This window comes from Enterococcus sp. DIV0756, from assembly GCF_051710745.1.
Taxonomy (GTDB): Bacteria; Bacillota; Bacilli; order Lactobacillales; family Enterococcaceae; genus Enterococcus_A.
In genome coordinates this window covers 384,183-397,449 of sequence record NZ_JBIOLF010000001.1, presented here as the reverse complement: position 1 = coordinate 397,449, position 13,267 = coordinate 384,183, and the positions used below count along the sequence as shown (strand labels likewise).

At 34.8% G+C, this 13,267-nt stretch carries 18 protein-coding genes and 1 pseudogene; 3 read left to right on the top strand and 16 right to left on the bottom strand.

Annotated features, from left to right (window positions below; genetic code table 11):
* Positions 1-36 precede the first annotated feature (36 nt).
* On the top strand, positions 37-1,083 hold the full coding sequence (locus IGI44_RS01950; protein ID WP_438786064.1) for a hypothetical protein: 1,047 nt from the start codon (positions 37-39) through the stop codon (positions 1,081-1,083).
* 47 nt (positions 1,084-1,130) lie between these two features.
* On the opposite strand, the gene IGI44_RS01945 is transcribed toward IGI44_RS01950, so the two are convergent.
* From IGI44_RS01945 to IGI44_RS01895, 11 genes and pseudogenes are all read right to left on the bottom strand, one after another.
* Positions 1,131-1,850: a zinc ribbon domain-containing protein gene (locus tag IGI44_RS01945; protein ID WP_438788895.1), complete on the bottom strand. Its 720-nt coding sequence runs from the start codon at positions 1,848-1,850 to the stop codon at positions 1,131-1,133.
* Positions 1,851-1,910: 60 nt separating this feature from the next.
* Positions 1,911-2,168: pseudogene (locus IGI44_RS01940) on the bottom strand (recombinase family protein); the annotation flags it as partial.
* Positions 2,169-2,183: 15 nt separating this feature from the next.
* Positions 2,184-2,909: a zinc-ribbon domain-containing protein gene (locus tag IGI44_RS01935; protein WP_438786063.1), complete on the bottom strand. Its 726-nt coding sequence runs from the start codon at positions 2,907-2,909 to the stop codon at positions 2,184-2,186.
* The gene (locus IGI44_RS01930) at positions 2,910-4,097 is read right to left on the bottom strand and encodes a serine hydrolase (RefSeq protein ID WP_438786062.1); all 1,188 of its coding nucleotides are present in this window, start codon (positions 4,095-4,097) and stop codon (positions 2,910-2,912) included. It abuts the gene before it with no gap.
* Between the two features lie 21 nt (positions 4,098-4,118).
* The gene (locus tag IGI44_RS01925) at positions 4,119-4,472 is read right to left on the bottom strand and encodes a hypothetical protein (protein ID WP_438786061.1); all 354 of its coding nucleotides are present in this window, start codon (positions 4,470-4,472) and stop codon (positions 4,119-4,121) included.
* Positions 4,473-4,614: 142 nt separating this feature from the next.
* A complete protein-coding gene (locus IGI44_RS01920; RefSeq protein WP_438786060.1) occupies positions 4,615-5,181 on the bottom strand; it encodes a DUF1643 domain-containing protein in 567 nt (188 codons plus the stop codon).
* A gap of 187 nt (positions 5,182-5,368) precedes the next feature.
* A complete protein-coding gene (locus IGI44_RS01915) occupies positions 5,369-5,572 on the bottom strand; it encodes a hypothetical protein (RefSeq protein WP_438786059.1) in 204 nt (67 codons plus the stop codon).
* Positions 5,573-5,728: 156 nt separating this feature from the next.
* A complete protein-coding gene (locus IGI44_RS01910) occupies positions 5,729-6,235 on the bottom strand; it encodes a JAB domain-containing protein (protein WP_438786058.1) in 507 nt (168 codons plus the stop codon).
* A 37-nt stretch (positions 6,236-6,272) separates the two neighbouring features.
* Positions 6,273-6,593, bottom strand: coding sequence for a DUF960 family protein (locus tag IGI44_RS01905; RefSeq protein ID WP_438786057.1), 321 nt, complete (start codon positions 6,591-6,593; stop codon positions 6,273-6,275).
* 88 nt (positions 6,594-6,681) lie between these two features.
* Complete coding sequence (locus IGI44_RS01900; RefSeq protein ID WP_438786056.1) at positions 6,682-7,611, bottom strand: bacteriochlorophyll 4-vinyl reductase; 930 nt, start codon at positions 7,609-7,611, stop codon at positions 6,682-6,684.
* A gap of 34 nt (positions 7,612-7,645) precedes the next feature.
* Positions 7,646-7,927 (bottom strand): hypothetical protein, encoded by a 282-nt coding sequence (locus IGI44_RS01895; protein WP_438786055.1) that lies wholly within the window; start codon positions 7,925-7,927, stop codon positions 7,646-7,648.
* Positions 7,928-7,999: 72 nt separating this feature from the next.
* On the opposite strand from IGI44_RS01895, the gene IGI44_RS01890 reads away from it, so the two are divergent.
* Complete coding sequence (locus tag IGI44_RS01890; protein ID WP_438786054.1) at positions 8,000-8,944, top strand: helix-turn-helix transcriptional regulator; 945 nt, start codon at positions 8,000-8,002, stop codon at positions 8,942-8,944.
* A 176-nt stretch (positions 8,945-9,120) separates the two neighbouring features.
* Here the strand turns inward: IGI44_RS01890 and IGI44_RS01885 are convergent, their stop codons facing one another.
* From IGI44_RS01885 to IGI44_RS01875, 3 genes are read right to left on the bottom strand one after another with little or no spacing between them, the layout of a single operon-like run.
* Positions 9,121-9,606: a ribonuclease H family protein gene (locus IGI44_RS01885; protein ID WP_438786053.1), complete on the bottom strand. Its 486-nt coding sequence runs from the start codon at positions 9,604-9,606 to the stop codon at positions 9,121-9,123.
* Positions 9,607-9,654: 48 nt separating this feature from the next.
* The gene (locus IGI44_RS01880; protein WP_438786051.1) at positions 9,655-10,467 is read right to left on the bottom strand and encodes a restriction endonuclease; all 813 of its coding nucleotides are present in this window, start codon (positions 10,465-10,467) and stop codon (positions 9,655-9,657) included.
* Positions 10,436-10,627 (bottom strand): hypothetical protein, encoded by a 192-nt coding sequence (locus tag IGI44_RS01875; protein ID WP_438786050.1) that lies wholly within the window; start codon positions 10,625-10,627, stop codon positions 10,436-10,438. The genes IGI44_RS01880 and IGI44_RS01875 overlap by 32 nt, the downstream gene beginning before the upstream one ends.
* Before the next feature lie 413 nt (positions 10,628-11,040).
* Between IGI44_RS01875 and IGI44_RS01870 the strand changes: the two genes are divergently transcribed.
* Positions 11,041-11,919 (top strand): Abi-alpha family protein, encoded by an 879-nt coding sequence (locus IGI44_RS01870; RefSeq protein WP_438786048.1) that lies wholly within the window; start codon positions 11,041-11,043, stop codon positions 11,917-11,919.
* Positions 11,920-12,354: 435 nt separating this feature from the next.
* On the opposite strand, the gene IGI44_RS01865 is transcribed toward IGI44_RS01870, so the two are convergent.
* Positions 12,355-12,525: a DUF960 family protein gene (locus IGI44_RS01865; RefSeq protein WP_438788894.1), complete on the bottom strand. Its 171-nt coding sequence runs from the start codon at positions 12,523-12,525 to the stop codon at positions 12,355-12,357.
* A gap of 192 nt (positions 12,526-12,717) precedes the next feature.
* Complete coding sequence (locus IGI44_RS01860; RefSeq protein ID WP_438786047.1) at positions 12,718-13,266, bottom strand: hypothetical protein; 549 nt, start codon at positions 13,264-13,266, stop codon at positions 12,718-12,720.
* Between the last annotated feature and the right edge of the window lies 1 nt (position 13,267).

The following is a 13,267-nucleotide window of genomic DNA, read 5'->3' as shown; positions in this document are numbered from 1 at the left end:
TAGAATTAGTTTAGACATATAGGAGGATTATTTAATATGAGTTTTCTAGTATTGCAAGATGATATGCCGCAACAAATATGGGATGCTATTGATCAATCACGACTTGTTTTCCATCCAAAATATTCTCCTACTGGTGAGTGGAAATATACAACATTATCAAACTTGAAAAAAAAGAAAAAAGAAGTAATTATGGTTTTCGATAGAAATCTTTTAAGCAGCCTTCTCAATTTAACAAAATATGGGTCCCTAAAAGATTTATCCGAACAAAAACAAATAGCCTTACTAATGCTTTGGGCTCAAATGAACAATATCCCAGTTAGTGCAGGCTTCGCAATTATGGAGAATGCCTTTAAGGCTAATGATTCTGTAGAAGCTCGAATAGAACTGAATAATTTTTCGAAAATCTTTGAGTTTTATCCTACACAAATATGGTTAGAACTTGCAGGTGGTGTTATTGATCGAATTCCAAAAATGGATTTCACATCGGAGCAATTTGAAAATGATGTTGAATACCATAAGGAAGGTGATCATTTTCTTATGAATTTGGCTAGTATGATTAAACTAATCAGGCTTTATCGCGAAAAAGGAACGACTCCTATTGAAAAAATAATAGAATTTTGGAACTGGAATTTTGATAACTTACTTATCTCACAATACACTAACACCTACCTAATTCTATTGATGACAAATCAAGAAGGGGTAAAAGCTCCAAAGAATGCGAATTCAAATGACTTAGATAAAGTACTGAATGGGTGTAAAAATCAGGCATGGGATCTGACTTACCTAACAGACTGGAGTACTTTTTACTATAATGAGGACAACGGACGTTATAATGAGATATTTTTATTTGCAACAGCAGATATTCTTTTACGACAAATTTTCATTAATACCCACGGTGGTGGAGATTTATTTGATTTGATTGCGGCTACCTGTACTCGGAAAGAGGCTGAAAAACTTACCAAATACTATACTAAGAAAATGAATAATCGCACTAAACCTGATTTTGGTGATAATCCAAAAAGATATTTTCGCAGTCTTGTTGAAACTGAATTAGAGTACCTAAGAAACGAATTAGGAGTTTAAAATGCAACTAAATCGGGAGGCATCTTACGCAAGATACCTCCCAGTTTTTATACAACTATGACCAAAGAAAAAGCATCAATTCCGTCAATTGGAATTGATGCTTTAGTATCGTTGTAATCCTCTATTTTGCTTAAAATCTGCTGACTAATTGTCAATTTAATCTGCGCGGTCTTAGTAGCCTTATCGTAAACGATTGAGTCAATAAAAGTCTGGTAAATCGCCTTTAACGACTCTTTTGACGCTGCACCCATAACATCATGAATATAAGTTAAGCATTCTTTTGCATCTTCTGGGTTAATGGTTTGTGTCATTATCTCAAGTTTTTCCTTGATAGTATCTTGCTCAAACTGCTTCGCCATTCGCTCAGACTGCATATCTCTTATTCGACGTTCGGCCTCTACCTTCATGTCTGCTGCAAAACCAATGATACGATTCAACCGATCAATATTATTATCTATCTCTTCGATTTCGCTATTTATATCCTCTATCTGACGCTTTAATGGAGTAAGTTGTTGATTCATTACATCATTGCTTTTTGCTATCGTTTCTTTCAAGAATGACGGGTACGTAATGACATCCGCAAAAGCCCTTCTAACAATGTCTTCAATAAGCTCTACTCTTACTCCGTTAGCCCTACATGCCTTCTTTCCTTTTGACTTGAAGTTTCCACAAACATAGTACTTTCTTCGTATCGTCTCACCATGTTTATTCTTTGTGCTGCTGTTAGAAATTGTCATTTTTGCACCACATTGTGGACAGAACAGAATTCCTGTTAAAAGCGCACCCCAAGGTCGTGTTTTATCTGGATTAACCTTATTTTTCTGACGTAAATATTTAACATGTTCCCATTGCTCATTTGAGATAATCGCTTCATGCTTTCCTTTGGCTAGAACATAATTTTCCCCTTGTTTGATTGGAGGAACCTCTCTTCCTTCTTCCCTACATTTCTTTCTTATTTTAGTCTGTTGTCGGATGTTCTCTTTTTTATTGTAAGAAATATTGCCACGATAAAGTTCAGAATCCAAAATATCTCTTATTGCAGTCGTAGAAAAAAGATTGTCCTTTTTAGTTCTATATCCCAACTGGTTTAATTGCTTTTTTTATCGAGCCCGTTCAGAGCCGTATGTCTTCTCATATTTTTGACTTATTCGTTCCTCTAACTTGTACTGATCAGAATTTTTTATTGCCTCGGCTGCCTCTGTATACTTTGCTTTGATCGTTTTATCTTTTATTTGATTTGCTTTGGCCTCTATTTCTTCGATTGTTTGACTCCTTGAACCAGGAAAACCGTCATCTTCATTGATCATAGTCCAATAGCTTCCAAGTTCTTGTGCGTAGCTACGCATCTCAGTAGCTTTCTCATCCCCCGGTTTCTGATCGTGCGCTTGTTGATAAAACTCTGAGGCTTTACCAAACTCGCCCTGTGAAAAATAACTGTCCCCATTTGCCATCGCCTGACGATAATCTTTACTTGAAAACCAATTCCAGCCAAAGACAATAATGATTACAGCTATAACTGCACCGCCAATTTTTAACACTTTCGCTTTTTTCTCCGGCTGTTGATTTAGAAAGTGAATGGAGGATTGAACCTTATCAGTGATTTGGCTATCTTCTGCTGCTTTCTTAATTCTTGAGGCAGTTTTTTGAGCGCCTTCTTTTGCTGCATCGATGCCTTCCGAAACTTTTTGTTTGTTAATAGAAGATTTCTTTTCAGATTCTGTATTATTTGATTCAGATTCACTAGATAACTTCCGACCACACTTGCCGCAAAATTTGGCACCTGCACTAATTTTATTCCCACAACTTGGACAAAATTTAATCTCCATCTATTTTCCCTCTTCCCCTAGTAGCTCACCTAATTGTTGACCAAATTCATTCATTGCCGAGACTTGTTCCGACTCATTACCATCTTCTGATAAGACTACAGCAACACAGGCACGATCATTCGTTTCAAAAATACAAGCATCGTTTTGTACACCATACTCTTGATACTCCCCTGTCTTGTTATAGACGGCGATTGCTGGATCAATTTGTTTAGGCAACTTTGAATGGTTTTTATTGTATTTTAGTACTTCCAACATTGATTGATCGTATTGCGGTGAGACAGCTTCCCTTTGATAAATCTTTTTCAAAAGATTCCCGACATCCACCGCAGATGTATAATTATCCTTGCCAGCCGCTAAAGCAGCCGTATCGACAAATTTTCGTTCAACACGTGTATCATTAAACCCATGATCGTGAATGAGTTTCGTAATATTTTCTGGACCTCCAAGAATGTTCATGACAATATTTCCGGCCATATTATCGCTGTCAACGATCATATGACGGACTAATTCCTGATATGTCAACTCCGTACCTTCCGTATAATTTTGCAAGACACCTGTTCCACCAACTTTATCTGTGTCTTTCAAGATATAGGACTCGTCTAAACGAATCGTTCCCTCGTCGACTTCTCGATAGAATGCTTCCATTAAGAAAAGCTTGATGATACTTGCGGATCTAATAGGTGTGCTCCCATTATTTTCATAGTCGTTGTTTTTTTCACCAATCATCGAAACAAAAACACTTGTTTTATTAGGTAACTTACCCACTGTACTATTCGCGAGTTCTTCGATTTCTTGCTTGTTAAAAGCCGACTGTGAGCTTTGCTCAGTGGAAGTAGAGATTGATTCTTCTGTCGTTGATGAAGACGTACGTTCACTTGTCTTGCTAGATTGTGTTACTGGAGCTTTATCCTTTTGAGTAAACCACCAGTACCCACCACCTCCGACAACAACTACTAGAATGATGAGTATAACTGCAACAAACCATTTTCTCTTAGGTGTTTTTTTCTGTGTCTCATGAACTTGTTCTTCCTCTGAAACAACCTCTGTAACCGTCTCAAATTGCGTATCTTCTATATCCTCATACTCAGTCGTATCCTTTTGATTTTCCTGCTTGACTAACGTTCCACAATACTCGCAAAAGGAAACACCATCAGTTAATTTTTTGCCACATTCTTCACAATAGGTCATATAATCCCCCCTTAGCGCTTTTTATTCTTCGTTGTCATTCTGATTCTTCAACCATCGGGCTACATATGGAAGTCCTTCTTCTTCCACGGTATCGTTCTGCATCCTTCGCTTCTCCTCATGTAGAAAACGCCGAATCTGCCGCTCAGAGTAGTCAAATGACACGGCTAATTGTTGTATTTCTTCCTTATTCAATACCTTTTCTCGAAGCAACTCTTTACGAAGATGCTTTTTTACGTAGTCTGAATCAATTAGTTTAGTCGGAAAAGTAACCGACAATCCTTTGAAATTTTGGTAGATAATCAAACAATCATCCAACGATGTGAGTTGAGCAATCGTTTTATAGATACCGTTTAGCCCTTCAATTTCTTTTTCCACATGAACATCACCCACGTCCTTCTATCAGAAATGTCTTACGTAATCAGTTTATCGACTTAGAACAGACATTGCCTGTTCATCCGTCATTCCCTTTGTCACTGACATTTACAGTCGTTTTGTCATTAGTTCATCATTTAGGTAGTCATTGTTCAAACACTTTTGGATCAATAGCTGCCAATCTCCATTCTTTCCTACAAGATGGGTTCAATGGGTGTGACCAATTTCCAGTATTGGGATCTACCAGCACCTTCGTCATTTTCTTTTGTTTCGCATTAAGCAAACTGTAAATCGCCTTCGTCTGTTCAATTGCAGTCGCATTGGAATGAATCACTGATCCCACTGCAAAAATGATCGTGTCTACCCCTTTTTGAGAGAGTGCCGTACTTAAGGTTTCCATCGTGTTCTCGTCTGTTCCTTTAGACGCGAATGAAGAAGCCGTTGTTAATTCTGTGGAGCTAAACAGATTCACAGCTAGAAAACCAGAATAGTTCCCAAGCTTTCGAATATTTTGTTCTATTAGAAATAACGTCAAATCTGTGGTGAACGGTTCAACATCACTTGGTCTAATGGTTATCACGACTGCCAGTGGACCGGTCTTTTCATCCTTTTTCGCGGATTCCCATTCTCGCCTAAAGACATATCGATGGGTACGTGTTTCTGAGTCTCGCCAAATTTCCGTTTTTACGATTTCCAATTTCTTCTCGATCATTGTGTTCTTCCTCTCTATAGTTATCTTTATTAAATAATTTGCGCATTAATCAACGTCACAATTACTGCTGTTGCAATCTTCGCAATCAATCTGAACCACTTCATCTCTATCACCGATCCTTTCATTTTTCTCTAGCGCCAATAGGATGTCCTGTAGGCATTCAGCTATCGTTTTCCAAATCTCAGGACTAATCATAGGACCCACCATTTAAATCCCACTGAAGTTTTCCTTCTATTAACAACCCACGAGTAAATTCATGCTCACTGTTTATATCCGTCAAGAAGTAGACCACGTAATCCTTCCCTGATTCTTGATCCACGTATACATACAAATGAGTCATAACTAATGCTGGTAATTTTGTGTTGCCTACTTGAATAATTGCCGGGTCCAATTCTTCACGTTCAGCAGTAACCGATTCAAAGCCCTAGTCCTTTTCAGTTGTTTCAATCCCCGTTTGTTCTTTTAGTATGGTGATTGCTTGATGTAACATTTCAATCCGTCCTCTCTGCAAAAAGAAACCCCCAATGACCAGCAATCGTCATTAGGGTTATTCGTCATCCTTGATATGTCCTTCGGCTCTCATCGATAAGTACTCTCCGCCTGAGCCAATGATGATATGATCTTGTAATTTAATCTGTAGTAACTTAGCAGCCTTTTCTAAACGAGCGGTAAGTTGAATGTCGACTAATGAGGCGGTAACGTCTCCCGATGGGTGATTGTGTGCGATGCAAATTGACACGCTATTAGATAACAATGCAGCTTTCAGTATATCTCTTGGATAAGCCAACGATTGATTAATCGTACCAATGTGAATCGTTTGGATAATGGTTGGTTCTAGCTTTTGAGAAAGCCCCGCCATCACTAAAAATTCTCTATCTTTCTGCTCGATAAAGGGAGAAAATAACTGATACAACGCTTGAGGGCTATTGCATTTTCTTCCTGCATACAATACTGATGACTCCTTTACTAACTGCAAAGAGACGATATTCACACGTTTTTTGGGCTCAGATTTCACTGGTTGGTTTGTCATTGTCAAGACCTTCTTTCGATTCATTTTGGAAACTTCTTATTTGTGTACTCAGTGCTTGATGCTAATATTCTTCTGGTAATAACATCGTCTGATGAGTATGATCATCGATGACCCACAGCTTTTTAATCTGGAAACTTGCTAAAGCATCCGTTATTCGACATTCATGATAATCAATGAAGAATGGTTCTTCTTGCCGATGGACAATCGTAATGGTTCCTCGTTGATCATCTCGATTGAACTCAAAGATTTGTAGATAATCCAGCTGAATCTCGGCTTGTTTCACCTTCTCGTCAATCAACTGAAAACAACGTTGCTGTATTTCCTTTGGTACTTGTTCGTTCACTCCCCTCGTGATATAGCGATTTTCTTGTGTATCGAACATTGCTTGCTCCTCCTTTAGACACCAAAATAGCCCAATCACCGATTAGATGATTGAGCTTCAAAATAATAATATATATTTTTAATTTTTATTAAATACTAGAAATCAAGTTGTTCTTTAGATTTTGGTATTCTTCTTCTGATATTATATTCTTTTCAAATAGTTGATGGGCTTTTTCGATCTTAGCAAAGACATCTTCTTCGACAACTTCATTATTGGTTTTATCTTCTGGAACAATTGTCTTTTCTCTATCATCAATTATCTCAAAATCAATATCTAATACTTCTAAATCTCTTTCAGCGTCTTCTTGAGAATAATTAACACTCTTGCCCAATTCCTTCTTTAGCTTGTTTGCCATGGGCTTCATAGATAGGAAATTGATTCCACCTGAAACAACTCCGCCAACAATCGGAACAGCTTTTGAGATCCCTTTTGCAAAAGTACTTTTTGTTAACTTTGTGCCAAATACAGCTAAAACTTTTTTAATGACTGGATAATAGATTGTCTTTGTTAACGCCTTTTGAGGAAGTTTTTTCAATACTTGTACAGATAGATTTTTTGATAATACTCTTACAGCTGAACCGGCCATTGTTACTCCTAACATAACCCCTAAATATAAAACTAAAGCATTTCTACCTTCTTCTGTAAGTTCACCAGTATCATCTCTAAGGTCTTCAAAACCATAAATATAAGAAATTTCTTGAGCGAGTCTTAAGGAATAAGCATAAAATTGAGCAATATCAGCTGGAATAGTTGCTGCCACTGCTAATCCCCCTGGAATACCTGTAGCAAATGAGAGCGCACTAGATTGCACTGTTACTTGATTTATACATTTTTGTGCTTCAGTATCAAGTTCTTCTTTAGAAAAAAGTTCTTGTGGACCTTTCTCAAGCAATGCGTTTATATCTGGAACCCTATCTTTAAACCTCTTTACTAAAAACTCTTTTCTATCAACCTTAACAATAGGAAGTTTTAGCGATTCGTTAATTACCTTCAACGCAACGTCTTCATTTGTATTCATTTTTCTCCTCCATTCTCTCCTTGATCTAATTTTATCAGTTTAATATTTTATATTCCACATCATTTATTAGCCTAAATATTTGTCTTTCAGAATAATCATATTTTCTTGCCATTCTTTTTATGTCCTCACGACTAGATAATTGACCTTTATCTTTCATATAAGCAAATTTTGCTTGTATTTTTTTGTGAGAGTATAATCTTTTAGGTATATTTAGCGTCATACCTCGATATGATTCATAGAATTCTAAAAGTTCTTTTTCATCAATAATTTCGAGAAATTCTTCATATATCGAATTAAGTAGTTCTTTTTCCAACATATTTCTCACTCCTTCTTATTCCAACCCTATGATACAATTAGAGTGTGACATATTATGACGCAGGAGGTTCTCATGAATAGCAATCAGCGTATTATGGATATTTTTATTTCTTTGTACCAAGGAGAAATTATTTCCGTAACCGAATCAAGTAACAAATACAATACATCTATACGAACGATTCAGCGTGATCTTGCAACAATCTCAACCTCTTTAGACACTGATGAGTTGAAAATGCGACTTGCTGTTAATCCATCCAACGGTTATTATTTTTTAGAAAAATTGGACCAGCTTTCTCCACAAGAAGCATTGGTTATTGGCAAAATATTATTGGAAAGTCGGTCTCTTACAAAAAATGAGATTGAAAAGATCATCAACCATATTTTGGAAGAATTATCAGAAGAAAGCAGTAAAAAAGTCAAACAATCGTTGGCAAACGAACTACTTAGTTACTATCCTTTAAAACACCAAGAAAATTTACTTCAGTTAGTATGGGATTTTAGTAGCTATATTACCGAACAAACAGTTTTGACTTTTACTTATCAAAAAAATCGTGGAGAAGTCGTTCAGAGAAAAGGATTACCAGTATCCCTATTTTTTTCTGAATATTATTTCTATGTTATTCTTTACAATCCAACTTACAAGAGCTACTTAAATTATCGCTTAGACCGTTTTCTAGATATTCAATCCACATCGGAAAAAATCAAAATCGATCATAAAGATCGATTGGAGGATAGTCAACTTCGAAAAAAAATACATTTCATGTATGCGGGAAAGGAAGTAACATTTACTTTCCAGTTTTGGGGAATCATAGAGGCGGCTCTGGATAAACTTCCAGATTCAAAAGTTATAAAGGAAAATGATGATAACAGTGTGGTTATTGAAGCCACTGCTTATGATACTGGTGTCATCATGTGGCTACTAAGTCAAGGCAGTAATGTCCAAGTTCTTTCACCACCTTCATTCGTTGAGAAGGTAAAAAAAGAAGTTGAGAATATGCAAAAAAGGTATTCGGACTAACAATCTCCTTTTTCTTAAGAAAACAAGTAGCACGAAAAAGGCGAGAATCAAAATACTCGTTTTTCCGTGCTATTTATTGTATTTTTAAAGATATGCTCTATAAGGAAAAAGATCATATTCCAGAAATAAATATAAAGAAGAATTAGTAGCCGCTGAATGATTCTTTCATTATTATTTTAATCTAGTTCGTCCATCTTCTGGTTTAACAGATTATCTACAGCAATATTTCCAGCGGTTTCTGCATGTCCTTTAACCCAAACATAATTAATTTTTGAAAATTGTTGCAGTAATGTATCTATGAGCATCCACTCTTTTTTATTGGATACTTCTTTTTTACTCGCTGTTTTCCAACCATTCTTCTTCCAATTTGCCATCCACTCTTGAATGCCCTTCAACACGTAATTTGAATCTAAATATGCTGTGATTTCTGCATCTGAAAAATCATGCTCTACTAACCAAGCCAATGCAGCTGAAAATCCTTGTAATTCCATTTGATTATTTGTTTTTCCAAACATAGCTTCACCATTTTCGATAATTTGATCGTCTATTTCAATCCGATAAGCATACGCACTTTTATCTGTCGGTCCAACTTTGTTACCTTTAACATTGTTTTGAATTCTACAACCACCATCTGAGTATACAGTTATATTTTTATTATTCATTTTCCATCCACTCCTATATTAATTTAAATTAATCATATTCGAATTAGCTTATTCATCTTCAAAATAATCTGCATCAATGCGGAACTGTTTATAAACTTTAGCCTCTTCTATCCCCAAACCATATTGCATCATTAGTTCTGTCAACTGAATCCCATCAATTAATACTATGCCTTGATTCTTCGCATAGTCCTGTGCACCACTAGAAAAATCCGATGTAGTAATAAATACACCTCTATCTGCGTTCACACCTGCTAAAGCACCATAAAAAGATTGGATATCTGGTCGGCTGACAGTATTTCCTTCTTTATATCGTTTAGCTTGAATATATACCGTACTTGTTCCTAACGGATCTTGATTTATGATTCCGTCAATCCCTCCATCATTTGATTGACTAGTTACTTTAGCATTTCCATTTTCACCACTGTACCCCATTGAAATAAGAAGTTTAACCACTAACTTCTCAAAAAAAGTTGCTTTTACTTGCCTCACTTTATCTAACAACTCAATAGCCACTTCATTATTGTGAATAGCAATCAGATTTTCTATTTCTTTTACTTCTATAGAACTACCTCCACTGTGCAGTTTTGATTGCAATGTATCGGTACGTTTGTTTCGAATTTCAAGTTCTCTCATATACTCTTTATATGCAGTTTGTTCTTCAAGAATTTTTTTAGTTAAATTCTCTCCAAATCTATTTAATAAAGACAAACCATTCTCAGTAATTTTATAGATACCTCTATTGGGCCGTTCGACAGTATTCGCTTTATATAATGTACTTAATAATGTACTTAATGCAAAACTGAATCTATTAGCCAGCACACCTTCGCTATCAGCGATATTTAGGATATTTGATATTGACAACCGAATCGGGAATGTCCAAAAAATCCATAACGCGATTAATTATCACACGATTAGTTGTTTCTTCACCGTCTTTAATTACTTCAAGTATATATGGTATTAATGCTTCATTTGTTGGTATACCGTTTGCGGATTGCTTCAGCTTTCTCCAATCTTTGTTCATGTACTACTCCTCTCAAAATCACTCTTCCGACTCTTATTCGAATATCATTCTATATCTTACATACTTTTAATAATAATTTTATCACTAAAATTCATATTTAAAAACATTTTTATGATTATTAGAATATATATTTTCGAAGTCACCTATTATACAATATCGACTAATGGCTCAGTATTACAAAATTTTATTAATCACAAAAACATCATCCCTTATAAAGTAGATCCACGTTTTATTCTATAACCAATTGCTATTGACACCTAATTTAAATTATTTTAAAAGAACCCCTTAGACAACTATATTTCAATTTTTAATAATTACTCTGCACATATGTTGAGTATTTCTCTTAAGCAAAAATAGTGATAAACTAAAAAAATAGCAGTATCTTAGTCAATTATGAGAAAGGTGGTTTAATTATGCGTGAGGATAAAAACATAAAAATTGATATTTCTCCTATTCCGATTTCGAAGAAAATTTCAGAGGAATTATTTTTACCGCCTTCAAAAGTTATAGGTCAAATTTTGGGGGCAGGATTGAACAAAATGGCAATGCGTGCCAGGAAATATTATTATGCTTCTGAACAAGAAATATTGGATTTCAAAAATGATTTATCTGATAAAGTTAATAGAATTCCTTTCGAGAACAGAACAGTTCAGAATCTATCGCTTACGCAAAAAACACTTGATGATTCCCAATACAAACTAACTATAAAAGAAGTTCGAGATTTTTTTTCAAGTTTAATAGCCTCTACCTTGGATGAACAAAAGTCTCCGTATGTTCATCCGCGTTTTTCTTCTGTTTTACAAGAAATTGATTATAATGAAGCATTTCTCATATCTTACTTGAAGGAGTATAAAGTTTTTGAAATGGTTGATCCATTCATTCAATTTGATGATTCGTCATTATATTTTTCTGATAGGGAAAATCATACACGAATTTTGATGAAATATACCAATAAAGAGACAGTTTTTTACTATCGTTCAACTGATTTTCAATTTGAATATTCAAATGATATCAAATTTTCAATTTCAGTACTTAAGGGATTAGAAATTATTGAACCCTGCTTTGAAGAATCAAGTACTGACCCAAGTCCGTTTACAGAACCCGACAACATTCATATTCAGCTAGATGATAGAACTTTTGAATACTATATGAAGGAAGAATTACTGAAAATTCCAGAAGTCCAATCTTTCTATGATAAGCAAGCAAAGAATCATTCTTTTACTTTAGAATATAAAACTAAGTCGTACTGTTTAACTGAGTTCGGGAGAAGATTAGTAAGGGTGATCTTCTAAAACATTAAAATATCAATAATTTACTTTTGTAAACAAAGTTGATATTCAAATTTTTTCTCCCATTTTTTCAAGTAAGTATGTTTAATAAGTAATACATCCTAACTACAATAAGTTAGATAAACAAACTTTCTTACATTTTTAGGACTCATAGTTTGTTTTTATAATATGGAAATTACCCATCAATTTCAACTCGTTTAAAAGAGCTTGCTACTGAACTACAATATTCTTTCATTTATTCACAAAAAGACACCTATCATTTTATGATTTGATAATCTGTTTTCAAATAAGCAGTGCTTCAAAAATATCATCATTTATGGTACGGCTCAGCATGCAACAAATAAGTTTAGCTTTCAGTTTTACTATACGGTAGACATATCGCTAATATTTAGGATTTGGAAAATATGTTCCATACTTATAACATCTAATAGATAGCAATTATTCTTGTTGTTGGACAATCATAAAAAAAACTTTTTCAATCGTCCGATTAAATTCAAAGATTTGTAGATAATCTAACTGAATCTTGGCTTTTTTCACCTTCTCATCAATCAATTGAAAACATTGTAGCTGTATCTCCTTTAAGACCTGTTCATTCACACCCCTCGTGATGTAGCGATTTTCTTATTTATCGAACATTGTTTGCTCCTCCTTTTGAGTACAAAAAATAACCCAATCATCAAGTTAAGATGATTGGGCTTCATAGTAATAATATATATTTGAAAGTACAGTCGAATCAAAAATTTAAGTTTGAGTCGCACTAAGATCTACTAGTCAAAATCTCAATTATTAACAATTCTGTTGTCATTTATTTTTTTGATCATCATTTTGCGTTATTCCTATCCCTTGAAGATCTTTTTTATTTGCCGGAAAAAAAATTCCAAATGGACCATTGTATTCCTTACCCGTAGGCTCTTCAACCCATCCACACTGCGAACATTCTAAAAGAATATTTTCAGAGCCTACATCCAATACATTTTTGATATATCGAAGCTCCATCTCTGGAGTAATAGGACAATCTTTTCCAGAGTATATAGTTACCATATCCCATAGTGTACTACTAATTGACATTGCCAAACTATCAGCACTCCCAAAATCTATGGTTCCTAATCCATATTTTTCCTCTTTTAAAGATACATCTGGATCTGAAACAATATACTCCTCAGGGTTAATAGTCATCAACTGGGACAGCCCCCATGCGTTCTTAATTTCTTCAGTAAAGTATTTTGGATGCTTTTCAACAAAGTTTACTAAAGATGCGTAGTAACTCAAAAAGTCTTTTAGATTATTAGGATCTTTATATATTTCCCTAAATTCTTCTAACAATTTTGGCATATATTTCTTTTTACTCATT